Raw genomic sequence first — 26,157 nt, forward strand, 5'->3', positions numbered from 1 at the left:
AACGGCCGCGCTGGCCGCGTCAGTTCAGGAATTCTGGCGAGACGAGGCTCGGCAGGAACAGCGTCACCTTGGGCCAGACGATGATCAGCGCCAGCACCATGAACAGCGGGATCAGCATGATCGCCGTATCCTTGATCGCATCGCGCATGCGCATCCCCGCGACGGCGCAGGCGATCATCAGACAGAGCCCGTAAGGCGGTGTGACGAGGCCGAAGGCCAGCGAGACGATGCCGATCATGGCGAAATGGACCGGGTCCATCTCCACCGCCTTCGCCAGCGGCTGCAGGATCGGCCCGCAGATGATGATGGCGGGGATGGCGTCGAGGAAACAGCCGACGATGAGAAACACCGCGGCGATGAAGAAGCCGGTGGCGATGAAGCCCATCTGCCAGGCCGAGACGCCGGTCAGGATGGCCTCGGGGATCTTGTAATAGGCCAGCAGCCAGCCGAAGCAGCTCGCCGTGCCGACGCAGAACAGGATCACGCCGGTAAGCCGGCCGGTATCGAGAAGCGCGCCATAGAGCCCCTTGAGGTCCATCTCGCGGTAGACGACGAAGGACAGGACGCCGGCATAGAGCACCGCGATGGCGGCCGATTCAGTGGCGGTGAACCAGCCGAAGATCTTGCCGCCGATGATGATGCCCGGGGTGAGCAGCGCCAGGAAGGAATGGGCGCAGGCGCAGAGCAGGGCCCGCCAGGTCTCGCGCGGATAGGTCGGATAGCCGCGCTTGACGGCATAGACGTGGACGGTCGCCATCTGTGCGCCGGCGATGAGGATGCCAGGGATGATACCCGCGAGGAACAGGGCGCCGATCGAGGTCGTGAGGATGCCGCCCCAGACGATCATCAGGATGGAGGGCGGGATGATGACGGCGAGCACCGCCGAGACCGCGGTGATGGCGACCGAGAAGGAGTCATCGTAGCCCTCGCGGCGCTGGGCTTCGATGAAGATCTTCGATTGGCTGGCGGCGTCTGCCGTGGACGAACCGGAAATCCCGGCGAAGAACAATGACAGCACCACATTGATCTGGGCGAGCCCGCCCGGCCAGTGGCCGACCATGGTGCGCGACAGCTTCAGCAGGCGGTCGGTGATGCCGCCGATATTCATCAGGTTGGCAGTGAGCAGGAAGAACGGCACCGCCAGCAGGATGAAGGAATTGAAGGCGTTGAAGCTCTCCGACATGAGCGTCACGGTGTCGAGCCGCGGTTCGATCATCAGGATCGGCAGGCAGGCGAGGCCGAGGGCGAAGGCCACCGGCACGCGCAGCGCCAGGAGGGCGAAAAAGGCTCCGAACAGGACGAAGGCCGCCTGGCCGGATGTGAGCACTGCGCCGGTCATAGGTTGAGCGTCCCTGCTTCGATGTCGCTGATGGCCGGCTTCACCGGCGGCGCCTTGCGGCCGAGTGCGATCAGCACGTCGTCCCACATCTGCTCACCGAGGAAGACGATCCATGTGACGCCCATCAGCGGCCAGGGCAGGTGGATGAGCCAGAGCGGGAGGTCGGCAAGTTCCGAGGTCCGGAACCAGGCGAACTGGACGAACTTGGTGCCGGCGAAGACGAAGACGCAGGCGAGCACGAGCGTGCCGATGCGCCCGACCAGCCGCGCCACCGCCTCGCCGCGGGGCGGCAGTTCCGGCATGACGTCGACCTCGAAATGGGTCGATTCCCGGACGCCGATCATGGCGCCGATCGAGATGGTCCAGATGAACAGGAAGCGTGCCATCTCCTCGGTCCAGATATAGCTCGGGATCAGCGCGGTATGGCGCGAGAAGATCTGCAGGCTCACCGGGATGATCAGGATGGCGACGGAGGCCACGACGAGATGGGACAGGAGGCTCGCATAGGCCGCCGTGAACCGCCGCCAGAGGCTCGGTGCCTCCCCGACGGCAGGACTGTCGGACGGGGTCATGTTTCGCTTTCGAAGGACGATGGAACGGCGCTTGGGCGCCCGAACGGGCCGGCTCGCCGCGCCATGGCAGCGGGCCGGCCCGACGATTTTATCAAACGCCGCTGACTTGGCCGAAGATGGCTTCGGCGCCGATTTCCCTGGCATAGGCGGCCATGACCGGGTCGGTCAGCTTCTTCATCGCGTCGCGTTCCTCGAACACGATGCGCTTCAGGCGGCCGGCCTTCTCCAGCGTTTCCAGCTTGGCGCTGTCCTCGCTGGATTCCACCTGGCGGCCGAATTCGCCGGCCTCGGCACCGGCGGTGACGATCGCGTCCTGCAGGTCCTTCGGCAGCGAGGTCAGCATCTTCATGGAGAAGCAGATCGGGCGGATCGACACCGCGTGCTGGGTCAGCACGAGGTTCGGCGCCACCTCGAAGAACTTCATCGCTTCGACGCCGGCCGCCTCGTTTTCGCCGGCCTGGATCACGCCGTTCTGGATGGCGTTGTAGACCTCGTTATAGGCGATGACGGTCGGCGACATGCCGGCCGCGGCGAAGGTACGGGACCAGATCGGCGCACCCTGGACGCGGATCTTCAGGCCGCGCATCTCGGCGAGGTTCTTGAACGGCTTGTTGGCGAAGATGTTGCGGGTACCGCCACCGGCATGGCCGATGAGACGCACGCCCGCCCGCCGTTCCACTTCGTCCTCGATGGGCTTCAGCACTTTCGCCTTGATCACGTTGCCCATATGAGCCACGTCGCGGAAGACGAAGGGCGCATCGATGAAGGGCGCCGCGCGTGCGAAGGTCGACATGTGGGCGGGCGAGACGATGGCATAGTCCACCGCGCGGCCCTGGGCCATATATTCGAAATACTGCTTCTCGAGACCGAGCGAGGAGTTCTTGTGCAGGTTGAAATTGACCGGCTTGCCATAGAGCGCCTTGACCCGCTCCTCGAACCGCACCAGCGCCTTGGTGAAGGCGTGGTCGTCGTTGAACTGGACGGCGCCGTTCAGCGTGATCGGAGCCTGGGCGCGCAGCACGGTCGGGCTGGCCACGAGGGCGGCGGCGGAGACGGCGCCGAGACCGAGGATGACCTGCCTGCGTTCCACGCCGATGCGCGTGTCGATGTCCTTGCGAATGCTCATTGCGTTTCCTCCGGGGTTTTCATGCACTCTTGCAGTGCGCCCATGTTGTCCTGGGTCAGGCCAAGAGTATGTCAGAACCATCCGGGGCCGGACAATTGCAAAAGCCCATGTTGCGGCGCGAATTTAAATGGATTTATATCGCATCGCATCATGTGATTATTGTGCAGCGCACAACAAGTCCGCCGCGCATGAGACTGGAGACTTCTGCCCTCGCTGGCATGATGCGGTGGTTGGTCCTCCCCGATGGCTCGGGGCAATCTGCCGCAGTGCCGGGGGCCTCGAAGATAACCCTTCCGTAGCGGATTTTCCCTAAGGATGGGACGAAACCGCTGTGCGAATAGCCCGGAAATTCGGTTTATCGGCGATGTTGGCGGCGTGCGAATGGCTATAGCGGTTCACCATGACGATTAAGGACGCGTCCATATTGTCCGGCCGGCCAGCCCGTTCGCTGCTAGTGTCGTAGCAATGCTGGAGGCGATCGGACGCGACACAATGGGGGAGGCGCTGGCGCTCTTGGCGCGCGGTTTTCCTGTGCGCGCGGCGCCCTTTTGGGTGGCCGGGCTCGATCGGCTGTCCGCCTTTCACGACGCCCAGGGCCTCGGCCCCGTCGGCCAGATCATGCGGGTCAAAGGTGAAGCCGTCGGCGTGATACTGACGATGCGCAGCCGCCGCGAGCCGGCCGATGGATCTCCACCGCAGGCCGTCGTCAATCTGTCGAGCTGGTATGTTGACGAGCGCTTTCGCCTGATGGCGCCGCGCATGTTGCAGAAGGTGCTCGCCGAGACGGTCGACACCTTCACAGACCTGACCCCGAGCCCTCCCGTCACCGACATGATCGGTCGCTTCGGCTTCGTCCGTTGCCATGACGGCGGCGCCGTCTTTGCCCTTCCCGTCCAGGCTCTCCAGATGGGTCCGGGACAGATCGTGCCGGTCGATACCGTCGCGCTCGACGCTGCTGTCGGCCGCATCGTCGAGGATCACCGGCGCCTCGGTTGCCTCGCCTGCGCCCTGGTCGAGCCGGATGGCAGCCGCCCACTCGTCTTCAGTACCGGCCGACGCAAGGGCCTGCCCGCCGCACGGCTCGTCTATGCCGACGACGTTGCGTCAGTTCGCCGCAACATGGGGCCGATCGCGCGTTTCCTGCTGTCGCGCGGCATGATTTGCCTCGAAATGCCCACCGATCGGGCTGATACCCCTCCCGGTTCGTGGTTCTCGACCCGGTCCCGTCCGACATTCGTCCGCGGCGCCAGCCCTGCGGTGGCGATCGATCACGCCTATTCGGAATTTGTTTTCCTTCGCATCTGACAATGCCGCCGGACCTGTGGGGGAGAGAACCGTGACCACCGAGACGATCGATGTTGCCGAGGAGATCAGTGCCTTCCTCAGGGGGCGGTTCCCGGCGCTCGCCAACCAGCCGCTGTCGGCCGAGACGCAGCTCCTCGCCAGCGGGGCCATCGATTCCCTCGGCATCCTCGAACTCGTCACCTTCCTCGACGAGCGCTTCGGCATCCAGCTGATGGACGACGATTTCGATCCGGCCAATTTCGAGACGCTAGGCCAGCTTGTCGCCTTCGCGGAGCGCCAGCGCGCGTGACGCCTCCGCCCTATCTCCTCCATCATCTCCTCGAACAGGCTGCCGCGTCCGGGGCGGAGCGCATCGCCGTGGTCGATGGCGACCGGCAGGCCACCTATGCCGACCTCCTCGCCGCCGCCCGCCGTTGCGCCCGTCTCTGCCGCGGCCACGGCCTGGCGCACGGCGACCGCGTCGCGATCTTTCTGCCGAAGAGCCTCGAGGAATGCTGGGCGATCTTCGGCATCGCCATGGCCGGCGGCGTCTTCGTCCCCGTCAACGCCCTCCTGAAGCCCGCCCAGGTCCGTCACATCGTCGCCGATTGCGGCGCCAGGATCGTGTTGACCCGCAGCGACCAGGTCGCCGCCCTCGCCGAGGCCTGCGCCGGCCTCGATGACATCCGGATCATCGCGGTCGATGCCCTGGTCGATGACGGCGGCGTCGCTGCGGCGCTTCCCTCTGCCGGCATCGGCGAGGATCTCGCCGCCATCCTCTACACGTCGGGCTCCACCGGGCGGCCCAAGGGCGTGATGCTGAGCCACCGCAATCTCCTCGCCGGCACGCGCATCGTGCGCACCTATCTCGGCATCACCGAGGACGAGCGCATCCTCTCGGTGCTTCCCTTCAGCTTCGACTATGGCCTCAACCAGTTGCTGACCGCAGTCGAACAGCGCGCCCGGATCGTGCTGCTGACCTTCCAGTTCGGTGCCGACATCGTGAAAGCCATCGTCGAGCACGGCATCACCGGGCTCGCCGGCGTTCCCACCATCTGGGCCATCCTCACCCGGGCGACGCCGATGCTGGCGAAAACCCCGCTGCCGACCCTGCGCTACATCACCAATTCCGGCGGCGCCGTGCCCTCCGAAACCGTGGCGCGGCTGCGCGAGAAGCTGCCCGGCACGCGGATCTTCCTCATGTATGGCCTCACCGAGGCTTTCCGCTCCACCTTTCTGCCGCCCGAAGAGGTGGAGCGCCGCCCGACCTCCATCGGCAAGGCCATCCCCGAATGCGAGATGCTGGTGGTGACCGCCGACGGCCGCCGGGCCGCGCCCGGGGAGCCGGGAATCCTCGTCCACCGTGGTCCGACCGTGTCGCTCGGCTACTGGAACCGGCCCGATGCGACGGCCGAGGTCCTACGGCCCCATCCGTTCCGGCCGGCCGTCGAGGGGGGCGAGACCGTCTGCTGGTCTGGTGACCTGGTGACGGAGGACGCGGAGGGCTTCCTCTATTTCGTCGCCCGCAACGACGCGATGATCAAATCCTCCGGCCATCGCATCAGCCCGACCGAGGTCGAGGAATGCCTGATGGCCATGGGCCATTTCCAGCAGGTCGCGGTGATCGGCCTGCCCGACCCCTTCGCCGGGCAGAAGGTCCATGCCGTGGCGGTGGCCCTCGGCCCGGTCGATGGCGCTTCGGTTCTGCAGGCCGCCGCCGCCGAACTGCCGCCCTATATGGTGCCGCGCGAGCTCGAGCTGGTCGAGCGCCTGCCCGTCACCCCCAACGGCAAGGTCGATTATGTCGGTCTCGTGCGCGAGCGTAGCCATGGCGCCTGACGCGACCCTCGCCGACAGGCTCGTTGCCGACCAGTTCGGCGTCGACGGCGCCGATCTCCTGATCGGCGGCATCCCGGCCCGCGCCCTCGCCGAGCGTTTCGGCACGCCGCTCTTCGCCTATGACGCCGGCCTCATCCGCCGCTCCTACCGCGCCCTCGCGGCAGCCCTCGCAGGCTTCGCCACCATCCATTACTCGATCAAGGCCAACCCCAACCCGGCCGTCGTGCGGGTGCTCCATGCGGAGGGTGCGGGGATCGAGATCGCCTCGCTCGGCGAGTTCCACGCCGCGATGGAAGCGGGCGTCGATCCCGCGCAGATCCTCTTCGCCGGCCCGGGCAAGCGCCGCTCCGAACTCGCGGCGGTGATATCAGCCGGCATCGGCGAGATTCACCTCGAAAGCCACGAGGAGATGGTCCATGTCGCGGCCATCGGCGCGTCCCTCGGCCGCCGGGTCTGCGTCGCCATCCGCGTCAATCCCATCGCCGAGGCCCAGGGTGGCGCCATGCGCATGGGCGGCAAGGCCGCGCCCTTCGGCTTCGACGAGGAGGATCTCGACGCGGTCGTCGATGCCGTGGCGGCCCATCCCCATCTCGACCTCACCGGCATCCATCTCTTCGCGGGAACGCAGATCCTCGATGCCGCCGTTCTGATCGGCCAGTGGCGCCACGGCCTCGCCGTCGCCGGCCGCGCCGCCGCGCGTCTCGGCCGCCCGCTGCGCACCATCGATCTCGGCGGCGGGCTCGGCATCCCCTATTTCGCCGGCGACGGCACCCTCGACCTCGCCGCGGTCCGGGCCGGCCTGCCGGAACTGATCGCCCTGCGCGACGCCGATCCGCTCATCCGTGACGCCCATGTGCTGGTCGAGCCCGGCCGCTATCTCGTCGGCGCGTGCGGCGTCTATCTGTCAGCCGTTCTCGCCGCCAAGGTCTCGCGCGGCCAGCGCTTCCTCGTGGTCGACGGCGGCATGCACCACCATCTCGCCGCCTCCGGCAATCTCGGACAGGTCATCAAGCGCGACTACCCGGTCGCCGCCGCCTCGCGCATGGGTGAGCCGGTGGTCGGTCCGGCCAGCGTCGTCGGGCCGCTCTGCACGCCGCTCGACACCCTGGCCCGCAAGGTCGAGATGCCGGCCATGGCCGAGGGCGATCTCGTCGCCGTGCTGCAGTCGGGCGCCTATGGGCCGACCGCCAGTCCGGTCGGCTTTCTCAGCCATCCCGCGCCCGCCGAGGTCCTGGTGGACGCCGGCGCGGCGCAGCTGATTTCACGGGTTCAGTAGACCGAGGCCTTGCCGAGCGCGGCGCCCTTGGCGGCGAGCGTCGCATCGACCCAGCTGCGGTCGAGCGTGCCGGCGGCGATGGCCTTCATCGTCGCATCCTCGGCGGCGAGCTGCTTGCGGGCGAGGGCGGCGACGGCCGCCACCTCCGCCCGCGGCACGGCGAGCACCCCGTCGGCATCGCCGACGATGAGATCGCCGGGCGCGACATGCTGGCCGCCGATCACCGCACCCGTGTTGATCTCGCCGGGGCCGTCCTTGTAGGGGCCGCGATGGGTCACGCCGGCGGCGAAGACGGGCAGGCTCATCGCCGCGATGGCGTCGGAATCGCGGATCGCGCCGTCGATGACGATGCCTGCCACGCCGTTTTTCATCGCGATCGTCGCCATGATCTCGCCGATGATGGCATTGGTCAGCGCGCCGCCGGCCTCCACCACCACGACGTCACCGGGGCCGGCCATGTCGATGGCCTTGTGGACGAGGAGGTTGTCGCCGGGCCGGGTCCTGACCGTCAGCGCGAAGCCGAGCAGCGGCGTGCCGTCATGCATCGGCCGCAGCGACGGGCCAGCGGCGAAGAGCCGGCCCATATTGTCGCTGAGCAGCGCCGTCGGGATGCCGGCGAGCAGCGCCGTCAGCGCGGGATCGTTGGCATGGGGCTTGGGCAGGACCTGGAAACCGAGGGACATGGCAGGAGACCGATCAGCCGTTGAAGGATTCGATGGCGGCAATGTCGAGCAGGTCAAGCAGGGCGCGCTTCTCGGCTTCGGTCCCGGACCCCTCGAGAATGATCAGCGTCCGCCCGAGCAGCACCTGGATGTTGCCGTCGCGGGAATGGACGGCGGTCTTGCCCTTGAAGCGGAAGACGCGGCCCATGGCGCCGAGCATCTGGGCGTTGGAGAACAGCGGCGCCAGCTGTGCGATCATCGGCGAATTGGCCAGCACCTGCACGGTGACGTGGCGCTCGCCGATGGAATAGCGGCGCTTGGCGATCAGCCCGCCGCCGAACATGGCAGCGGCGCTGGCATCCGTCTCCGCCTCGTCGGCGGTCCAGCCGCGCGGCGGGGCGGGCAGGAAGCGCGACAGGCCGGTAGCGCTGCGCTGCGCCAGAAGCTGGGAGGCGACGTCGAGGGCGGCTTTTGCGGCGACGAGGTCATTGGCCTGATAGGCCTTGCGGGCCTCCTCGATCGCATCGCGGATATCGTCGGCGAGGGCGGGCGAGGCGAGGGAGAGCGTCGCGGCGATGGCGGCGGCGCGCAGGAGGCGGGTCAGCGTCATGGCAGGTTGATCCTCATCGGCGTTGTCCGGCGCCTTGCCGGAATCGTCAGTCGTCCCCGCCATCGCCTATAGCGGTTCGCCGGCCGATTGACACGCCCCCCTAAAGCGCAGCGGCTCCGCCGTCCGCTCGGGGTCGCTGCTCCTACTCGCTCGCAAGGATCATGTTGCGCACGATGGGATAGACCTGACCTTCCCATTTCCGGCCGCTGAAGACGCCGTAATGGCCGACGCCCGCCTGCATGTGGTGGCGCTTGCGGAAGGGCTTCAGCTTCGAGGCGAGGTCGTGCGCGGCCACCGTCTGTCCGAGAGAGCAGATGTCGTCACGTTCGCCCTCGACGGTCAGGAGGGCGGTCCGGCGGATGGCGGAGGGGTCGACGAGAAGTCCCTTGTAGGTCAGTTCGCCCTTCGCGAGCAGCGCCCGCTGGAAGACCTTGTCGATGGTCTCGAGGTAAAACTCCGCGGTCAGGTCCAGCACGGCGAAATACTCGTCGTAGAAGGTCTGGATCGCCTCGGCCTTGGCGGTATCGCCGCGGGAGAGATGGCCGTGCAGGTCGAGATGGGCCTTGATGTGCCGCTCCTTGTTCATCATCAGAAAGGCGATGAGCTGGAGAAAGCCCGGATAGACGCGCCGGCCGGCCCCGGCGCAGGGCAGGGGCACGGTCGAGATCAGGTTCCTCTCGAACCATTCGTAGGGGTGGCTGAAGGCGAGTTCGTTGACCTTGGTCGGGTTGATCCGCACGTCGACGGGTCCCGCCATCAGCGTCATGCTGCTCGGCTGGTCCGGATCGCCGGCCTGAGCCATCACCGCGGCGGCGGCGAGCGCCTGCACGCAGGGCTGGCAGACCGCGACGATGTGCGATCCCGGCCCCATGACATGCAGGAAATCGATGATGTGCTCGACATATTCGTCGAAGCCGAACCGGCCCGCCGTCCATGGGACGTCGCGGGCACTGTGCCAGTCCGTAATGAAGACGTCATGGTCCTGCAGCAGGGTCTTCGCGGTGTTGCGCAGCAGCGTCGCGAAGTGGCCTGACAGCGGTGCCACAAGCAGCACCCTCGGCTGGGTCGCCGTGATGTCCTTGCGGAAGTTCAATAGCGTCCCGAAGGGCGTGACGTGGACGGGAACCTCCGTCACCGCCACCTCGCGGTTGCCTACCATGACGCTGGCGATGCCGAAATCCGGGCGCTTATGGGTGACGCCGGCGCGGCCGACCATCTCCCAGGTCGCCATGAATTCGCGGCCGAGCCGGCTGTCCGCTGCGGAAAGGGCGGGACCGAAAAGGGCACCGGCCATCCGGGCGGCGTCGCGTACGGGCTCGAACATCCGGCTCTGGAATTCGAACGCGTGGTACAGCATGGGGCGTCCAGGGTGGGTCAGGATGCCACCTTGGCATCGATCCAAAAAAAGCTAGTGCACTTTCTGTTGCACTGCGAGAGTATTCTTTGCGTCGGGCTCTGTGCATCACAGCCGCCGTCGCCGGGGGAGGTTCGGATGGCCAAGGCCAAGCTCACGATTTCGAGCAAGAACTATTCGTCCTGGTCGCTGCGCGGCTGGCTCCTGTGCAAGATGTCCGGCATCGCGTTCGACGAGGTGCCGATCTCGCTCGATGATCCGGGGCAGCGGGCCGAGCTCCTGCTGCTCTCACCGTCTTTCCTCGTTCCGGCGCTGACTGACGAGGGTGCCAAGATCTGGGGCACCTGGTCGATCGCCGAATATCTGCACGAGAGCTTCCCGAAGGCGGGGCTGCTGCCCGCGGACCGCTTGGCGCGGGCCCATTGCCGCTCCATTTCGGCCGAGATGCATTCGGGTTTCCAGAACCTGCGCTCGGCGCTGCCGATGAACCTCAAGGCCCGTCATGCCGGCTTCAAGGTCTGGGCCGGCGCCCAGCCCGACATCGACCGCATCCTCGCCATCTGGGACGAATGCCTCGCCACCTATGGCGGCCCCTGGCTCTTCGGCGCGACGCCGACGGTGGCCGACGCCATGTATGCGCCGGTCTGCATGCGCTTCTACACCTACGACGTCCCTATTGACGCCACAGCAGCCGCCTATTGCCGGACCATCATGGACTGGGCGCCGCTGAAGGAATGGATCGTATCCGCCAAGGCCGAGCCCGAGGAGATCGAGGAACTGGATGTCGAGTTCTAGGACCGGCCGGGGCCGGCGTCTTGCACTGGCCTTTCTGCTGTTGTTCCTGTTGCCGATCGGATGGTCCGCCGGCCATCATGCGGCGGGCTATCGAGGCCCCGACTGGTCGGCAACGGGCCGGGCCAGCGCCGGGCTCCTGGCGCCCGCCGGGGCGACGCCGGAGGCGGTGATCCGGGTCTATGCCGCCCGCACAGTGCGCTGGAGCGGCATCTTCGCCACCCATACCTGGATCGTCGTCAAGGAGGCGGGCGCCGCGCGCTACGACCGGTTCGACTACACCGCCTGGGGCGAACCCATCCGCATCAACGGTTTCGTCGCCGACGGCCGCTGGTTCGGGCGTGAGCCGGAACTGGTCTTCGCCGCCGACGGCGCGACGGCTTCTGCCGCCATCCCGAAGATCCGCGCCGCCATTGCCGGCTATGTCCATGCCAATCGTGGCGACTACCGCGCCTGGCCGGGGCCCAATTCCAACACCTTCGTCGCCGCGGTTCTCGCCGCCGCCGATCTGGAGGCGAGCCTGCCGCCGACCGCCATCGGCAAGGATTTCCCCCATGATGGCCGTTGGCTCGCCCCCGCCACCGCAGGCCTCGGCTTCCGCGCGACGCTCGGTGGTTATGTCGGCCTCACCCTCGGCTGGTACGAGGGTCTCGAGATCAGCCTCTTCGGCGCGGTTCTCGGCCTCGACATCCGCCGCCCGGCGATCAAGCTGCCCGCCATCGGGCGGATCGGCATGGGCGAGAGTTTCGTGTGAGCGCCTTCGCTTCTTCTGGCTAATGCCCCACCCGCACCCTCCCCGCTGCCGCAGGGAGGGGGACTTTGACGTTCAGGCCCCTCTGCCCGGTTGAGCCAGGCACGACGGATGCGAAGAGAGCGCGACGTCGTAGTAGTGCCCCTCTCCTCGCGTCAGCGAGGGGAGGGTGCGGGTGGGGCCTTGGTCCGCCACGCCTCGACAGCTACCCGTATCCCGCCCGCTTCAGCCGGTTCACCGTCAGGTCCATGGCGGACAGGAAGGCCGAGCGGTCGCGGGCGGAGAAGGCCTGCGGCCCGCGGGTCTGGCCACCGGCCGAGCGGATGTCATCCATGAGGTTGCGGGTGGCGAGCGCGAGGCCGATCGAGCCGGCGTCGAAGATGCGCCCGGTCGGCGCGAGGGTAACCGCGCCGGCCTTCACCGTCCGTGCCGCCAGTGGAATATCGGCGGTGACGACGATGGCGCCGGCACCCGCGCGCTCGGCGATCCAGTCGTCGGCGACGTCAGGGCCCTCGCTGACCACCACGCGCTCGATCCACGGCTCGCGCGGCACGGCGATCGGGCTGTTGGCCACCACCTTGACGGCGAGGCCGTAGCGCTGCGCGACGCGATAGACCTCGTCCTTCACCGGACAGGCGTCGGCATCGACATAGACGACGATCGGACCACCGGCCGTCATGGAGTCACGGGCGCTCGCGGTTCTTGCGATGCTTGAAGCCGCCACGCTCGGCCTTGCCCTTGGCGGGGCCCGGCGGCGGGCGCTTCTTGGCGAAAGGCTTGGCGTCGCGCGTCTCGCGTCCCTCGTCAGGCCGCTGGCGGAAGCGCGGCGGCGGCGCGCCGCCATCGCCCTCCTGGATCGGCGTGATGAACACGTCGTCCGAATTGGCCTTGCGGGCATTGACGATGAAGGTCTCGGCGAGGGCAGCCGAGACCTGGAACTCCGTCGTCGTGTCCTGGATGCGGATCGCACCGATGTCGTCGCGCGTGACCTTGCCGCGGCGGCAGATCATGGGCAGCAGCCATTTCGGATCGGCACGGTTCTGCCGGCCGACATCGGCCCGGAACCAGGCCATGTCGCCGGTGACCTTCAGGTCGCGCTCGGCCCGGCCGCGCGGGCCGGCGGTGGCGCTGCGGGCAAAGCCCGGATCGGAGACCTCCTCGGGCTCGGGCAGGCGCGAACGCAGCACCCGTGCCAGCGCGATGGCGATGTCCTCGGCCGACTTGCGCTCCATCAGCACGGCGGCGACCTGCCGGTCTTCCTCGCTCGGCTCTTCGGTCAGCAGCGGGTCGGCGAAGATGCGCTCGCGGTCGAGGGCGCGGATGTCGTCGGCGGTCGGCGGGCCGGCCCATTCGGCGCGGATGCCGGCCTCGGCGAGCAGGCTTTCGGCACGCCGCCGCCGCGTCGTCGGCACCAGCAGGACGCTGACGCCCTTGTTGCCGGCGCGGCCGGTACGGCCGGAGCGATGCTGCATCACTTCGGCGTCGTGCGGCAGTTCGGCATGGATGACGAGGGCGAGGTTCGGCAGGTCGATGCCACGCGCCGCGACATCGGTCGCGACGCAGATGCGGGCCCGCCCGTCGCGCAGCGACTGAAGGGCGAGGTTGCGCTCGTGCTGGCCGAGCTCGCCCGACAGGAACACGGCGGAGAAGCCGCGCTCCACCAGCGTCGCCTGCAGGTGGCGCACGGCGTTGCGCGTATTGGCGAAGACGATCGCCGTCTTCGGCTCCAGCTGGCGCAGCACGTTGACGACGGCGTGCTCGACCTCGTTCGGGAAGACGCGGATCACCCGGTAGTCGATGTCCTGGTGGCCGCGTTCGCCGGCCCCGGACTCGATGCGCAAGGCGTTGCGCTGGTAGCGCTTGGCGAGGGTGGCGATGGCCGCCGGGATGGTGGCAGAGAACAGCAGCGTGCGGCGATCCTCGGGGGTCGCCTTGAGGATGAACTCGAGGTCCTCGCGGAAGCCGAGATCGAGCATCTCGTCCGCCTCGTCCAGCACCACGGCCTTGGCCTTGAAGGGTTCGAGCGCGCCGCGTTCGATATGGTCGCGCAGGCGGCCGGGCGTGCCGACGACGATATGGGCGCCGTCCTCGAGCAGGCGCCGCTCACGGCGCGCGTCCATGCCGCCGACGCAGGCGATGATGCGCGCCCCGGTATCGGCATAGAGCCAGGTCAGCTCGCGCTGCACCTGCAGCGCCAGTTCACGCGTCGGCGCGACCACCAGCGCCAGCGGCGCGGCGGTGCGGTGCAGCCGCTCGGCGTCCCCCATCAGGGTGTCGACGAGGGCGAGACCGTAGGCGACCGTCTTGCCGGACCCCGTCTGGGCCGAGACGAGAAGGTCGCGGCCCGCGGCCGCAGGCGCCAGAACGGCACTCTGGACCGGGGTGAGGTCGACATAGTCCCTGGCGGCGAGGGCCGCGGCCAGTTGCGATGGGATGAGGGCTTCGGTCACGTTGCGGAATGTCCTGAATGGGTCCGAGCCGGCTGAAGGAAGGGCCGGTCAGGGATCGGCGGACATGGCGGCTTCGGATGTTGGACGTCTCCCTAGGCTCATCCGCGACAAAAATCCATGTTTTTCGCACATGCGGTAAATGAGGTCGGCAGCCGTGCCGGGTGCCGCCATCGTCGTTCCCGGAAATGCGACTTTCTCGCAGCCGTGATATCCGGCGCCGCATCGCGACCCGCGCCTCACCGCAACGTGAGGGCAGGGCATGTAACCTGTTGCGGTGAGCCCGCGTATGGCATGACATCGAGCTGTCAGGGGATGCTGCATGCTGCCGTGGAACGACCGGGCGGGGAAACTCTCCGTTCTCAAGCTGATCGTCTTCCTGGGTGTTATCGCCCCCGGAGCGTGGATCGCGTGGCAGGCGGCGACCGGCACACTCGGCTCGAAGCCGATCACCTCGGCCATCCACCAGTCCGGCGACTGGGCCGTGCGGCTGCTCCTCTTCTCGCTGCTGATCACGCCGCTGCGCTTCCTCGCCGACTGGCCGAAGCTGATCGTCGTGCGCCGTATGGTCGGCGTCGCCGCCGCCGCCTATGCGCTCGTCCACCTCGTCTTCTACGTCGTCGAACAGGCCTACGACCTGCAGAAGGTGGCGAGCGAGATCGTGCTGCGCTTCTATCTCACCATCGGCTTCGTCGGCGTCGTGGGGCTGCTCGTGCTCGCCGCGACCTCGACCGACGCCATGATCCGCCGGCTCGGCAGCACAGCCTGGAATCGGCTGCATCTCCTGACCTATCCGCTCGCCTTCATCGCCATCTGGCATTTCTTCCTGCAGACGAAGATCGACGTGTCGCAGCCGGTCCTGATGCTCGGCTTCTTCGGATGGCTGATGGGCTTCCGGCTGATGCGCGGCTGGGGGATCGCGCCGCGGCCGTTGCAACTCGCCGGTCTCGCCCTCATATCCGGGATCGCCACGGCCCTGCTGGAGACGCTGTGGTACGCGACCATGACCGGCGTCATGGCCTCGCGCATCTTCCTCGCCAACTTCGATGTCGCGTTCGGGCTGAGGCCGGCCCTGTGGGTGACGCTGGCGGGACTGGCGCTGGCGCTGGTCAGCCTCGTCCGGCTCCGGTCCCGGCGCGAGGCGCCCGGCCCGCGGCGGGCCGCTGCCGGTGCGGGATGACGGGAGGGATGAGGCGATGGGACTGTTCCAGCAATTGACCGCCCTGTTCGGAATGAAGGGAGACCACACGATGAATGTTGCCACCAGGACCTTCCCTGTCACCAAGACAGACGAGGAATGGCGCCGCATCCTGACGGCCGAGCAGTATCAGGTGCTGCGCGGCCACGGCACGGAACGGCCGGGAAGCTGCGCGCTCAATCACGAGAAGCGCGCCGGCACCTTCTCCTGCGCCGGCTGCGGCCAGGATCTCTTCATCGCCGGCAAGAAGTTCGAGAGCGGCACGGGCTGGCCGAGCTTCGACCAGCCGCTGCCGGGCGCGGTGGAGGAGACGGTCGACCGCTCCTGGGGCATGGTGCGCACCGAGGTGCATTGCGCCAATTGCGGCGGCCATCTCGGCCATGTCTTCCCCGACGGGCCGCCGCCGACGGGCCTGCGCTACTGCATCAACGGCGTCGCGCTGAACTTCGAACCGGCCTGACGGAAACCGGTCCTTAAGCTGGAACACGCAGGGTGCGGCTGGTCCCATCGGGGCCCGTCGTCCCCTGCCGCCGTCGAGCCGAGCCCGTCCCATGTCAGAGCCTTCCGCGCCGCCGCCTTTCGACCGCGAGACGGCGCTGATCGACGTTGCGCGCGTCATCGTCGCCAGCGCGCTCACCATCGGCTCGGTGCTGCTGACCGCCTTCGGCTTCGTCGAGCGCGTCGTCGGCATAGACAAGATCGCCTCCGACCGCGGCTTCGCCCTGCTGGCGCTCATGCCCGGGGCGGCGGCCCTGGCCTTCCTCGCCAGCGGCCGGGCGCTCGGCGCGCTCTATGACGTGAGTGTGCCGCCGCGCACCGTCCCGACCTGGCAGCGCGCCCTGCTGCGATTTACCGACATATCCGGCGCCTATGGCTTCTTCGCCGTGGTTATTTCCGGCCTGGTCGGCATGGCCACCTTCCTGTCCATCGCCCTGGTGCTGGACCTCAGGTTCGTCATACTGTCGAGCCTGAGCGGCGTTCTCGCCTTCTGCGTGGCGCTGTCGGGCATGCTGATGCGCTACTCGCCGCGCCGCCGGCTGATCGACCTGGCGCTGTTCATGTCGATTCTCGCGGCCATGGTGCTCGACCAGTTCTACTGATCACAGCACCATGCCCGCGGCATCGATGAGGTGCATGTGGTTGAGATTGGCGGCGAGCCGCATGGGCTGACCGTCGGCTGCCCCCGCATTGGGGCTGACGCGCCCGCACAGCGCCTCTCCCGCGAGGGTGAAATAGACCAGCGTCTCGTTCCCCATCGGCTCGATGACGTCGAGCGTGATGGCGAAGGGCGCGACACCGGGCTCCATCGTGGCGGAGGTCTCGGTGATGTGCTCGGGGCGAAGACCGAGCACGAGCCCCGCCTGACCGGCGAAGCCCTTATAGCGCTCCACCCTCGCGGGCGGCACGGGCAGCACGATGGAATCGCTGACGACGAGGTCGAGACCGCCAGCCGTCGCCCGCAGCTGCGCCGGAATGAAGTTCATCGCCGGAGAGCCGATGAAGCCGGCGACGAAGCGGGTCCGCGGGTGGTGGTAGAGTTCGTTCGGCGGCCCGATCTGCTCGATCAGGCCGTGGTTCATCACCACCACGCGGTCGGCCAGGGTCATTGCCTCGACCTGGTCGTGGGTCACATAGACCGTGGTGGTGCGCACCTTCAGGTGGACCTTCTTGATCTCGGTGCGCATCTGCACGCGCAGCTTGGCGTCGAGGTTCGACAGCGGTTCGTCGAAGAGGAAAACCTTGGGATTGCGCACGATGGCGCGGCCCATGGCGACGCGCTGGCGCTGACCACCTGAGAGCGCCTTGGGTTTGCGCTCCAGCAGTTCCCGGATGTCGAGGATCCGCGCCGCCTCGTCCACCCGGCTCTTGATCTCCGCCTTCGGATAGCGCTTCAGCCGGAGGCCGAAGCTCATGTTCTCCGCCACCGTCATGTGCGGATAGAGCGCGTAGTTCTGGAACACCATGGCGATGTCCCGGTCCTTCGGCGGCACATCGTTGACGACGTAGCCGTCGATGGCGATGTCGCCGTCCGAAATGTCCTCCAGCCCGGCGATCATGCGCAGCGTCGTCGACTTGCCGCAGCCCGAGGGGCCGACCAGCACCACGAACTCCTCATCGGCGATGTCCAGGTTGATGCCGCGGACGGCCTCGACGTCTCCATAGCGCTTGAAGACGTTCCTGAGGGTTACTCCTGCCATTGTCTGCTCTCCCGTCAGCCCTTGGTCGCGCCGGCTGTCAGGCCTGCGATGTAGTAGTCCATGAGGAAGGCGTAGATGATCAGCGGCGGCAGGGCGCCGAGCAGCGCCCCCGTCATGATCTGGCCCCAGGCGAAGACGTCGCCGCGGATCAGCGTGGTGATGATCCCCACAGGGAGCACCAGCTGATCCACGGAGGTGGTGAAGGCCAGCGGATAGAGGAACTGCGCCCAGCTCACCGTGAAGGCGAAGATTGTGGCGGCGATGATGCCGGGCAGCGCGACGGGAATGAAGATGCGCGTCAGGGTCTGGAACCAGCTGGCTCCGTCGATGATCGCCGCCTCGTCGAGCTCCTTCGGGATGGAGGCGAAATAGCCGATCATGATCCAGGTGCAGAAGGGCACGGTGAGCGTCGGATAGACGACCAGCAGCACCCACCAGCGGTTCAGCAACTGGATGCCGGTGACCTCGTGGAACACCGCGAACATCTTGAACAGCGGGATGAACAGCAGCGTGTCCGGTACCAGGTAGGTGAGAAACACGCCGGTCGCGAGGGTCGCCGACCCCCAGAACCGCATGCGCGACAGGGCGAAGGCGGCGGGGATCGAGATCAGCATGGTAATGGTCACCACGAAGGTCGAGACGACCACCGAATTGCGGAAGAAGACCAGATATTCCGGCTTCGTCAGCAGCTCGGCGTAGTTCGCCAGGGTGGGGTTGTAGACCCACCACGGATTGGTCGCCGCCGAGATTTCCGCGCTCGTCTTCAGCGAGGTGATGAACATGTAGATCGGCGGCAGCAGGAAGAAGGCGGCGAAGATCACCAGGAAGAAATAGGACCAGCGCAGCGCCCAGGTCCGGTCGCGGCTCATCGAGCCATAGGCGGTCTTGCGCGAGGGAGCGCCCTTGTTTGACGTGACGGTGGCCGCGGTCATGCCTCGTTCCCTCGCTGGTTGATGTCCCGCAGGATGAAGATCGCCGCCACCGCCAGGATCGGCACCATGAACAGCGACACCGACGCTCCCAGCGGGATGTCGCCGCCCTCGATACCGAGCTTGAAGGCCCAGGTCGCGAAGAGGTGGGTCTGGTCGAGCGGACCGCCGGCGGTGAGCACGCGGACGATGTCGAAATTGGCGAAGGTGACGATGGTGGAGAACAGCGCCGTGATGGCGATGATGTTGCGCATCATCGGCAGCGTCACGTACCAGATGCGCTGCCACCAGTTGGCGCCGTCGATGGCGGCCGCCTCGTAGAGCTGGTCTGGCACCGATTTCAGCGCCGCCAGATACATGATCATGAAGAAGGGCGCGCCGACCCAGATATTGACCAGGATAACCGCGAACCGCGCCCAGTTGGCATCTCCAGTCCAGGGGATGCGGTCGAAGCCCGCGCCGGTCAGCACGTAGTTGAAGGCGCTGTAGGAGGGGTCGAACAGCCAGAGCCAGGCGAGCGTCGACATGGCCGGCGGAATGACCCAGGGGATGAGCAGCATGCCGCGCCACTTGCGCTGCCCCTTGGCGGGGATGTTGTGGACGAAATGGGCGAGGATGAAGCCCAGCAGCGCCTTGAAGATCACCGCCGTGATGGCGAACAGGCAGGACTGGTAGACGACCTTCCAGAACGTCTCGCGGGTGAACAGGAACTGCATGTTGCCGAAGGGCAGATAGGTGCAGATGACGTCCGGCAGCCAGGCGCAGTTGCGCATCCAGGCGACGCTCGTCATCGATTTCCGGAGCGTCGACAGGTAGACCGCATAGAAGGCCGGATAGATCACGAGGCCGAAGATCAGGATGATCAGCGGCAGAGCCATCAGGAAGGCGATGGTGGACTTGCGCTGGAAGAAGCGCCGGACCGCATTCGGGCGGGTGATGATGCGGCGCGCCGGGGGATCGGATGAAAGGACTGCATCTGCCATCAGGTGTCGCCGCCTCGCGAGGGTGTCGGTCCGTGTGATCGGGTGACGCTGCAGCGCGGCGGCACGCGTTGGCGCGCCGCCGTCATCGTCGCAGGGGGGCGCCGCAGCGCCCCCTCGGCCGGTGCGGGAAACCCGCGCGGATCAGGTGCGCAGGAAGCCTTCCACCTCGCTCTCCGCCCAGGCCAGCGTGCGCTCCATGGGCTCGCCCTGCAGGTGACGGACGATCATCTTCGTCAGCGTCCCCTGGCTGTAGATCTGCTGGGCGATCTTCGGCGGCGCCGGCGCGGCGGCGATCGAGAGGGTCTGGTGGTTGTGCGGGTTCGGGTAGTGGTAGAGCGTGCCCTTCGGCGGCCCTTCCTCCGCCCAGGTCGGCAGCGTCGTCAGCTTCTCGAAGGACGGAATGTCGTAGCCGGCGGAGGCCGCCACGAACTTCGCCACGGCATCCGGCTGCGACAGCGCGACGAGGAGGCTCTTCGCCGCCGGCTTGTTCGGCGAGAACGACCAGATGTTCCAGAAATAGGGCAGGAAGGGCGAGAAGCGCCCCCGCGGTCCCGCCGGCATGCCGTGGGTCCAGCACTGGGCCGCGATCTGCGGCGCGTCGCGCTTTGCCACCGCCCAGGCGCTCGGCGGGTTCATGATCATCGCGCCGCGGCCGGAGACCAGCCAGCGGTTGTTCGACCCGTCGTCCCAGGCCGGCGCATCGGCCGGATAGAACTTCGCCACCTTGACGCAATATTCGAGCGCCTGGCGGACGGCGTCCGATTTCACCGTGAGGTCGCCCTTGGCGTCGACCAGCGCCGCGCCGAAGGACTGGAAGAAGGCGCCTGCGGTATCGACGGAGTCGGTCGTGTCGCCGAGCCCGACGCCGAAGGGCACGCCCGCCTTGTGGCAGGCTTCCGCCGCCTTGAGATAGGCGTCCATGGTCCAGGCGTCTGCCTTCGGTGCCGAGCCGGCCGGATACATGGCCTGGATGTCGATGCCGGCATGCTGCTTCAGCAGGTCGATGCGCGAGCAGGGACCCTTGATCTGCGAACCGATGGTGGCGGGCACGCCGAGCCACTTGTCGCCGGCGCGGCCGAGATACTGCACCGTGCCGTTCACCTGGCCACTCTGGGCGATGAGCTGGGTCATGATATCGTTGCAGGATTCCAGCTGGTCGGCATGGGCCTGCGGCCACCAGGTCGGCATGGCGAGCATGTCGTGGCCCGACCTCGCCTGCGCCTGGGCGGCGATGGTCAGCAGGTTCTTGTTCCCCTGCGAGGGGATGTAGTCGATCGTCAGTTCGACCTTCTCCTTGGCGGCCCAGGCCTGCGCCACCTCGGTGGAGGCCCGGTTCGCCCCGGGAACCCAATGGTCCCAGAGTCCGATGGACAGCTTGCCGGCGGCATGGGCGCCGCGGACGAAGGGCGTGGAAAGTGCCGCTGTGGTGATCGCCGTCGCTGCCAGGAACCGGCGGCGGCTCAGGGTCTGTCTGCGCATGGTTGATCCTCCCGAGGACGGTCACGGCCGGTTGGCCGCGCTGTTGGACGCCGTGCCGAGCTCGTTTGGCATTCCTGCGATCCGACCCATGGGGGCCTGCCGCATGCATGTCAGCTTGGGCGTTGCATGCAGTAAACGACAAAATTCGATGGAGTCAAAGATGCGGATACTCACGCAGGCGAAGATTTCACTTCGCAGGCGCAAAATAATCGACGAAATGTATGATACAAAACGCGAGATTGTTGCATCAAATCGTCATGAAATAGCGGTGTATGTGGCGATTTGTCTGGTGTGCGACGCAGCAAAAGACGGATAATTGCTGTCGCGATGCAAAATTCCGGGATGTCGGCCGTTTCCGGGTGGATCCCCGGCGTCGCGCCGCTGGTCGCCATGCAACCCTGCCATCCGCGCCGACCCGGCTTCTCGCCGCCGCGGCGATCGTCCAGATTGGACCTGCGCCGCGCCGCGAGAGCGCGGGACGGGGAGCAGATCCATGTTCGAATTCATCTGGCGGTCCATCGTGATCGGCGTCGCCGCCACCGCCCTGCTCGATCTCTGGGCCCTGTTCCTCCAGCGCGTCTTTGCCGTCGCGCCGCCGAACTGGGCGATGGTCGGCCGCTGGGTCGGCCATCTGCCGCAGGGCCGGTTCATCCACGACGATATCGGCCGGTCGGCTCCGGTGTCCAACGAGCGCGTTATCGGCTGGATCTTCCACTACGCCGTCGGTATCGCCTTCGCGGCGGTCCTGCTCGCCGTTTGGGGGCTTGGCTGGGCCCGGGTTCCGACCCTCGTTCCGGCACTCATCGTCGGCTATGTCACCATCGGCTGCGGCTGGTTCATTCTGCAGCCGGGCATGGGCGCCGGCATCGCCGCCTCACGCCGTGACAACGCCATGCAGATCCGCATGCTCAACATCCTCGGCCACACGGTGTTCGGTCTTGGCCTCTACTTCGCCGCCCTCCTGACCCGCTGAGGCTGGGGAAAGTCCGGCACCGCCCGGTCGGCAGCCATCTCCTCGGTGATCCAGGTGACGAAGGCCTCGATCTGATGACGCGCCCGGTCCTCGCGCCGGTAGACGAGCCGGTGCGCGACGGCGGTGACCCCGAGCGGGCCGAATGGCGCAATGAGTTCCCCCGCCGCCAGCATTCCGCCAGCCTGGAGGGTCGATTCCAGCATCAGGCCGAGCCCGTCGCGCGCCGCCATCAGCCCGAGATAGGCGCGGTCGAAAGTCATGCCGCGGCGTGCCAGCATGACATGCGGCGCATGGCGGGCGATCCACTGGTCCCACTGCACGACGCTGCGGACGGAATGGATGAGCGGCACGGCGCTGATGTCCTCGACCCGCGTCAGGTTGTGGCGCGTCACGAAATCCGGGCTGGCCAGCGGCATGACCGTCTCCTCGCACAGAACCAGCCCCTCGCAGGCCTCGGGCACGGGGCGGTTGTACTGGATGTCGATCATGAAGCCGTCGTCGCCGAGCTTTGCCGGTTCGTGACCGGCGAACAGCGTGAGATCGATCTCCGGGTGTCGGGCGCGGAAGGCGGAAAGGCGCGGCACCAGCCAGAGCGTCGCCAGGCTCGGCGCCGAATGCAGCATCAGGCGCAGGACCGATCCCTCGGACGCGAAGCGGCTGGTGGCGACCGCGATGCGGGTGAAGCTCTCGCCGAGGGCGCTGGCATAGGCCACGGCGTCCTCGGTCGGCTGCACCGTCCGGTTGCGGCGCACGAAGAGCGGCTTGCCGAGAATGTCCTCGAGCATGCGGATCTGGTGGCTGACCGCCGACGGCGTCACGTTGAGCTGCCCTGCGGCGCCCGCGAAACTGCCCGTCTCCATGACCGCCGTGAAGGTCTGGAGGCACTTCAGGGGCGGCATGCCTCTGATCATGGGTGAAACCTCCTCATCGATTTCATCAGTTTATTTCGTTTTCATGAAAATCATATCCTTGTTAGCGTTCTCTCAAGACATGTCGACGGCCCGGTCAACAGGGTCGCGGGGAGGAAGCCATCAGGACGCCGCACGGGATGCGGCGCCACCAGCGCGGATGCGGCCATGAGGCCGCCGCGCGGATGCTCTTGTCCGCATTCTGGCCAGTCCACGACGGTCCCGGCGCCTGCGCGCCGCGTTGAAACTGTCAGAGGACGACCGTCGCATGAACCTCCATCGGATGCTTCTCGAACGGCAGGCGGCCGGCAAGCCCGTGACCGTCGGCCTCATCGGCGCCGGCAAGTTCGGCACCATGTTCGCCAGCCAGTGCCGCCTGACCGAGGGCATGCATCTCGTCGGCGTGGCCGACCTGAACCCGGACCGGGCCCGCTCGCAGCTGAAGGCCGGCTCCTGGCCCGAGGAGCAATACGCCGCCTCCTCCATCGACGATGCGCTGCGCACCGGCCGCACCGCCATCCTCGACAATGCCGACCTTCTGGTCACCCATCCCGCCATCGAGGTCATCATCGAGGCGACGGGTGATCCAGGCGCCGGCATCCGCTTCGCCATCAAGTCGATCGACAACGGCAAGCACATCGTCATGGTCAACGTCGAGGCCGATGCCGTGGCGGGGCCCATCCTCGCCCGCAAGGCGAAGGCCGCCGGCGTCGTCTATTCGCTCGCCTGGGGCGACCAGCCCGCCCTCATCGCCGACCATGTCGACTGGGCGAGAGCCTGCGGCTTCCGCGTCGTCGCCGCCGGCAAGGGCACCCGCTACCACCCGACCTACCACCAGTCGACGCCAGACACGGTGTGGGACATCCTCGACAAATACATGAAGATCCGCGATCGGAACTCCATCAATCCGAAGATGTTCAACTCCTTCGTCGACGGCACCAAGTCCGGCATCGAGATGACCGCGGTGTGCAATGCCACCGGCCTCCACGCCCAGTCGGAGGGCCTGTCCTTCCCGCCGGCGACCCGCTTCGAACATGCCGAGATCTGCAAGCCGCGTTCCGCCGGCGGCGTGCTGGAAAAGGCCGGCGTCACCGAGGTGACCTCGTCGGTCTATCGCGACGGGACCGACGTGCCGCATTCTCTCGTCATGGGCACCTATGTCGTCTTCGAGAGCGACAGCGCCTACAGCCAGGAGTGCTTCCGCGAATACTCGATGCTGCAGGATGCCTCGGGCAAATATGCCTGCCTCTACCGCCCGATCCACATGATCGGCCTCGAGCTCGGCTATTCCGTCGCCTCCGCCGCCCTGCGCAAGGAGCCGACGGGCGCGCCGATCTGCTTCAACTCCGACGTCGTCGCCACCGCCAAGCGCGACCTCAAGGCCGGCGAGATGCTGGACGGCGAGGGCGGCTTCTGCGTCTGGGGCAAGCAGACCCCGGCCGAGGCCTCCCTCGATCAGGGCTATCTGCCGCTTGGGCTTGCGCATAACGTCAAGCTCAAGAACGACGTGAAGCTCGGTCAGCGCCTGAAGTGGACCGACGTCGACTACGACGCGGCGAGCCTCGCCGTGAAGGTCAGGCGCGAGATGGAAGCCGCCTTCGCCAAGCCCAACGCGAAGGTGGCGTGAAGCCTGCCCCGACAGCGTCGTGCCCGGTGTGCCGGGCACGACATGCAGACATACGCACGACATGCAGACATACGGATGACCGGATAACCGGCCCGCGACAACCAGACCGGCCTCAGGCCGGCACCCGAGGAAACGATCTTCAGAGCCCGGCACACGGGCCCCACCCCACCGAGGAGGACCACCATGACCACATTCGAGACCAAGAGTGCATCCCGCCGCCTGGTGCTCGGCGGCCTCGCCGCCGGTACGGCACTGGTGGCCATGCCGGCCGTGCTGCGCGCCCAGCGGCTGAACTGGATCGGCGCCAGCGCCACAGCCCAGGCCGACTTCATCGGTCAGAGCCTCGACTTCTTCGCGAAGCGCGTCGGCGAACTGACGCAGGGCCAGATCGTCATCACGGCGCATCATGGTGGCTCCCTGGGTGGTGAACGGGAGCATATCGAGGCCGTGCAGCAGGGCGCCATCCAGGTCGCCACGCCCGGTCAGGGCGTCCTCGCCGGCGTGTATCGGCCGGCCGAGGTCTGGACCCATCCCTATCTGTTCAAGGACGTCGCCCACAAGGATCGGGTCTGGGATACGATCCGCGCCGAGTATCAGGACGACGTCGCCAGGGCCGCACGCATCCGTCCGCTCGCCGCCATTCCCCGCATGCCGCGCCAGCTCTCTTCCAATCGCCTGGTGCGTGCGCCGGCCGACCTCCGGGGCCTGAAGATTCGCGTGCCGGAGACGGCGCTCTGGCGTCGCACGTTCGAGCTCTTCGGCGCCTCGCCGACACCGATGCCCTGGCCGGAGGTCTTCCAGGCTCTGAAGTCCAAGGTCATCGACGGCCAGGAGAACCCGACGGCACTGTCGTTCAACTCCGGCATCTTCGACGCCAACACCCATCTGGCCCTGACCGAGCATATGATGCAGGACAATTGCATCCTCGTCTCCCAGCCGGCCTATCAGGGGCTGGCACCGGCCCTCCAGCAGGCGCTCGACCAGGCGGCACGCGACATGGAGGCCCATATCCGCCCCCGTGTCATCGCCGAGGACACCGAGATCCTCGCCAAGGTGAAGGCGAAGGGCATCGTTGTCACCGAGGTCGACAAGGCCGCCTTCACACAGGCCGTCCGGAATCTCATCACGGAGTTCCCCGCCGGCAAGCGGTGGTCCGACCGTATGGCCCAGGTCGCCTGAAGCTGCGCACCACCCCCGCCCATGGCCGGCCTCGGCCGGCCGTGGGCACCTTCGCGGCGGTTTCGCCTGCCGAAGCCGGCGGACTGTCCGCCACTGTCCGGGGCGCGCGACATTGTTTGGCACGAGGTCCATGACCGCAATCATCAGCAGGACGTCCCATTGGGTGACCGAGGTGGCGAAGGTCTTCCTCGGGCTGTGGGTCGCCGCGATCGTCCTCATCACGCTGGCGGCCGTCTGGTGGCGCTATGTGATCAACTCGCCGATCGCCTGGATCGAGCAGGTGTCGAATATCCTGTTCATCTGGATCACCTTCGTCGGCGCCGCCGTGCTCTACCGGCAGAAGCTCCATATCGGTGTCGACATGTTCATCGACATGCTGCGCGGCCGCGCCAAGCAGATCATGTTCTGGGTCATCGAGTTGGCAAATCTGTTCTTCATCGTTGTGCTGTTCATTTATAGCCTCAAGCTCTCCATCGACGTGCTGCCAAATACCTATGGGGCGCTCGACATATCTCCGGCCTATTTCTATTTTTCGGCGCCGGTGGCCTGCGCGATGATGGTTCTTTATTTCGTCGAGAAGATCGTCGATCCGTCGAAGCGCCGCCCCGAAGGCTCGGTGGGAGACTTCTGA

27 protein-coding genes are annotated in these 26,157 nt (G+C 67.1%); 13 read left to right on the forward strand and 14 right to left on the reverse strand.

The window, feature by feature from the left end; translation table 11 throughout:
• Positions 1-19: 19 nt before the first annotated feature.
• The 3 genes from Q8O26_RS08690 to Q8O26_RS08700 form a co-directional block, all read right to left on the reverse strand.
• Positions 20-1,339 (reverse strand): TRAP transporter large permease, encoded by a 1,320-nt coding sequence (locus Q8O26_RS08690; RefSeq protein WP_305575107.1) that lies wholly within the window; start codon positions 1,337-1,339, stop codon positions 20-22.
• Positions 1,336-1,911 carry a TRAP transporter small permease gene (locus tag Q8O26_RS08695; protein ID WP_305575108.1) on the reverse strand — a complete coding sequence of 192 codons (576 nt, stop codon included), beginning with the start codon at positions 1,909-1,911 and terminating at the stop codon, positions 1,336-1,338. The genes Q8O26_RS08690 and Q8O26_RS08695 overlap by 4 nt, the downstream gene beginning before the upstream one ends.
• Before the next feature lie 91 nt (positions 1,912-2,002).
• The gene (locus Q8O26_RS08700) at positions 2,003-3,037 is read right to left on the reverse strand and encodes a TRAP transporter substrate-binding protein (RefSeq protein WP_305575109.1); all 1,035 of its coding nucleotides are present in this window, start codon (positions 3,035-3,037) and stop codon (positions 2,003-2,005) included.
• Positions 3,038-3,502: 465 nt separating this feature from the next.
• Between Q8O26_RS08700 and Q8O26_RS08705 the strand changes: the two genes are divergently transcribed.
• The 4 genes from Q8O26_RS08705 to Q8O26_RS08720 are packed head-to-tail and all read left to right on the forward strand — an operon-like array spanning position 3,503 to position 7,436.
• Entirely contained in the window at positions 3,503-4,342 is an 840-nt protein-coding gene (locus Q8O26_RS08705; protein WP_305575110.1) for a hypothetical protein, read from the forward strand.
• Positions 4,343-4,373: 31 nt separating this feature from the next.
• Positions 4,374-4,631 carry an acyl carrier protein gene (locus Q8O26_RS08710; RefSeq protein ID WP_305575111.1) on the forward strand — a complete coding sequence of 86 codons (258 nt, stop codon included), beginning with the start codon at positions 4,374-4,376 and terminating at the stop codon, positions 4,629-4,631.
• Positions 4,628-6,160, forward strand: coding sequence for an AMP-binding protein (locus tag Q8O26_RS08715; RefSeq protein WP_305575112.1), 1,533 nt, complete (start codon positions 4,628-4,630; stop codon positions 6,158-6,160). Before Q8O26_RS08710 ends, Q8O26_RS08715 begins: the two co-directional genes overlap by 4 nt.
• Positions 6,150-7,436 (forward strand): type III PLP-dependent enzyme, encoded by a 1,287-nt coding sequence (locus tag Q8O26_RS08720; RefSeq protein WP_305575113.1) that lies wholly within the window; start codon positions 6,150-6,152, stop codon positions 7,434-7,436. The genes Q8O26_RS08715 and Q8O26_RS08720 overlap by 11 nt, the downstream gene beginning before the upstream one ends.
• Here Q8O26_RS08720 and Q8O26_RS08725 read toward each other — a convergent pair.
• The 3 genes from Q8O26_RS08725 to Q8O26_RS08735 form a co-directional block, all read right to left on the reverse strand.
• Positions 7,430-8,119 carry an RraA family protein gene (locus Q8O26_RS08725; protein ID WP_305575114.1) on the reverse strand — a complete coding sequence of 230 codons (690 nt, stop codon included), beginning with the start codon at positions 8,117-8,119 and terminating at the stop codon, positions 7,430-7,432. The two genes, Q8O26_RS08720 and Q8O26_RS08725, sit on opposite strands and share 7 nt — an antisense overlap.
• 13 nt (positions 8,120-8,132) lie before the next feature.
• Positions 8,133-8,708: a hypothetical protein gene (locus Q8O26_RS08730; protein ID WP_305575115.1), complete on the reverse strand. Its 576-nt coding sequence runs from the start codon at positions 8,706-8,708 to the stop codon at positions 8,133-8,135.
• A 142-nt stretch (positions 8,709-8,850) separates the two neighbouring features.
• Complete coding sequence (locus tag Q8O26_RS08735) at positions 8,851-10,065, reverse strand: polyhydroxyalkanoate depolymerase (protein ID WP_305575116.1); 1,215 nt, start codon at positions 10,063-10,065, stop codon at positions 8,851-8,853.
• Between the two features lie 135 nt (positions 10,066-10,200).
• Here Q8O26_RS08735 and Q8O26_RS08740 point away from each other — a divergent pair, with 135 nt between their 5' ends.
• Both Q8O26_RS08740 and Q8O26_RS08745 read left to right on the forward strand, forming a co-directional pair.
• Positions 10,201-10,857 (forward strand): glutathione S-transferase family protein, encoded by a 657-nt coding sequence (locus tag Q8O26_RS08740; protein ID WP_305575117.1) that lies wholly within the window; start codon positions 10,201-10,203, stop codon positions 10,855-10,857.
• Complete coding sequence (locus Q8O26_RS08745; protein WP_305575118.1) at positions 10,844-11,608, forward strand: DUF3750 domain-containing protein; 765 nt, start codon at positions 10,844-10,846, stop codon at positions 11,606-11,608. The genes Q8O26_RS08740 and Q8O26_RS08745 overlap by 14 nt, the downstream gene beginning before the upstream one ends.
• A gap of 202 nt (positions 11,609-11,810) precedes the next feature.
• Here Q8O26_RS08745 and Q8O26_RS08750 read toward each other — a convergent pair whose 3' ends face one another.
• Both Q8O26_RS08750 and Q8O26_RS08755 read right to left on the reverse strand, forming a co-directional pair.
• Positions 11,811-12,284: a YaiI/YqxD family protein gene (locus Q8O26_RS08750; RefSeq protein ID WP_305575119.1), complete on the reverse strand. Its 474-nt coding sequence runs from the start codon at positions 12,282-12,284 to the stop codon at positions 11,811-11,813.
• 4 nt (positions 12,285-12,288) lie between these two features.
• Positions 12,289-14,055 (reverse strand): DEAD/DEAH box helicase, encoded by a 1,767-nt coding sequence (locus Q8O26_RS08755; protein ID WP_305575120.1) that lies wholly within the window; start codon positions 14,053-14,055, stop codon positions 12,289-12,291.
• A gap of 319 nt (positions 14,056-14,374) precedes the next feature.
• Here Q8O26_RS08755 and Q8O26_RS08760 point away from each other — a divergent pair, with 319 nt between their 5' ends.
• The 3 genes from Q8O26_RS08760 to Q8O26_RS08770 all read left to right on the forward strand — a co-directional run bounded on the left by Q8O26_RS08760 (position 14,375) and on the right by Q8O26_RS08770 (position 16,350).
• The gene (locus Q8O26_RS08760; protein WP_305575121.1) at positions 14,375-15,232 is read left to right on the forward strand and encodes a sulfite oxidase heme-binding subunit YedZ; all 858 of its coding nucleotides are present in this window, start codon (positions 14,375-14,377) and stop codon (positions 15,230-15,232) included.
• 70 nt (positions 15,233-15,302) lie between these two features.
• Positions 15,303-15,710: a peptide-methionine (R)-S-oxide reductase MsrB gene (gene msrB / locus Q8O26_RS08765; RefSeq protein WP_305575122.1), complete on the forward strand. Its 408-nt coding sequence runs from the start codon at positions 15,303-15,305 to the stop codon at positions 15,708-15,710.
• A gap of 91 nt (positions 15,711-15,801) precedes the next feature.
• Complete coding sequence (locus Q8O26_RS08770; protein ID WP_305575123.1) at positions 15,802-16,350, forward strand: hypothetical protein; 549 nt, start codon at positions 15,802-15,804, stop codon at positions 16,348-16,350.
• Here Q8O26_RS08770 and Q8O26_RS08775 read toward each other — a convergent pair whose 3' ends face one another.
• From Q8O26_RS08775 to Q8O26_RS08795, 5 genes are all read right to left on the reverse strand, one after another.
• The gene (locus Q8O26_RS08775) at positions 16,351-17,448 is read right to left on the reverse strand and encodes an ABC transporter ATP-binding protein (protein WP_305575124.1); all 1,098 of its coding nucleotides are present in this window, start codon (positions 17,446-17,448) and stop codon (positions 16,351-16,353) included.
• A gap of 14 nt (positions 17,449-17,462) precedes the next feature.
• Positions 17,463-18,380 carry a carbohydrate ABC transporter permease gene (locus Q8O26_RS08780; RefSeq protein WP_305575125.1) on the reverse strand — a complete coding sequence of 306 codons (918 nt, stop codon included), beginning with the start codon at positions 18,378-18,380 and terminating at the stop codon, positions 17,463-17,465.
• Entirely contained in the window at positions 18,377-19,360 is a 984-nt protein-coding gene (locus tag Q8O26_RS08785) for a carbohydrate ABC transporter permease (RefSeq protein ID WP_371134501.1), read from the reverse strand. Before Q8O26_RS08785 ends, Q8O26_RS08780 begins: the two co-directional genes overlap by 4 nt.
• 141 nt (positions 19,361-19,501) lie before the next feature.
• Positions 19,502-20,839: an ABC transporter substrate-binding protein gene (locus Q8O26_RS08790; RefSeq protein ID WP_305575126.1), complete on the reverse strand. Its 1,338-nt coding sequence runs from the start codon at positions 20,837-20,839 to the stop codon at positions 19,502-19,504.
• 170 nt (positions 20,840-21,009) lie between these two features.
• Positions 21,010-21,231, reverse strand: a complete 222-nt coding sequence (locus tag Q8O26_RS08795) for a hypothetical protein (protein ID WP_305575127.1) — start codon at positions 21,229-21,231, stop codon at positions 21,010-21,012.
• A gap of 101 nt (positions 21,232-21,332) precedes the next feature.
• Between Q8O26_RS08795 and Q8O26_RS08800 the strand changes: the two genes are divergently transcribed.
• Positions 21,333-21,812: a DUF2938 domain-containing protein gene (locus Q8O26_RS08800; protein WP_305575128.1), complete on the forward strand. Its 480-nt coding sequence runs from the start codon at positions 21,333-21,335 to the stop codon at positions 21,810-21,812.
• On the opposite strand, the gene Q8O26_RS08805 is transcribed toward Q8O26_RS08800, so the two are convergent.
• On the reverse strand, positions 21,785-22,723 hold the full coding sequence (locus tag Q8O26_RS08805; protein WP_305575129.1) for a LysR substrate-binding domain-containing protein: 939 nt from the start codon (positions 22,721-22,723) through the stop codon (positions 21,785-21,787). The two genes, Q8O26_RS08800 and Q8O26_RS08805, sit on opposite strands and share 28 nt — an antisense overlap.
• A 265-nt stretch (positions 22,724-22,988) precedes the next feature.
• Between Q8O26_RS08805 and Q8O26_RS08810 the strand changes: the two genes are divergently transcribed.
• The 3 genes from Q8O26_RS08810 (at position 22,989) to Q8O26_RS08820 (ending at position 26,157) form a co-directional block, all read left to right on the forward strand.
• Positions 22,989-24,347: an NAD(P)H-dependent oxidoreductase gene (locus Q8O26_RS08810; protein ID WP_305575130.1), complete on the forward strand. Its 1,359-nt coding sequence runs from the start codon at positions 22,989-22,991 to the stop codon at positions 24,345-24,347.
• A 183-nt stretch (positions 24,348-24,530) separates the two neighbouring features.
• Complete coding sequence (locus tag Q8O26_RS08815; RefSeq protein ID WP_305575131.1) at positions 24,531-25,526, forward strand: TRAP transporter substrate-binding protein; 996 nt, start codon at positions 24,531-24,533, stop codon at positions 25,524-25,526.
• A 130-nt stretch (positions 25,527-25,656) separates the two neighbouring features.
• On the forward strand, positions 25,657-26,157 hold the full coding sequence (locus Q8O26_RS08820) for a TRAP transporter small permease (RefSeq protein WP_305575132.1): 501 nt from the start codon (positions 25,657-25,659) through the stop codon (positions 26,155-26,157).

This window comes from Phreatobacter sp. (assembly GCF_030691135.1).
GTDB lineage: Bacteria > Pseudomonadota > Alphaproteobacteria > Rhizobiales > Phreatobacteraceae > Phreatobacter.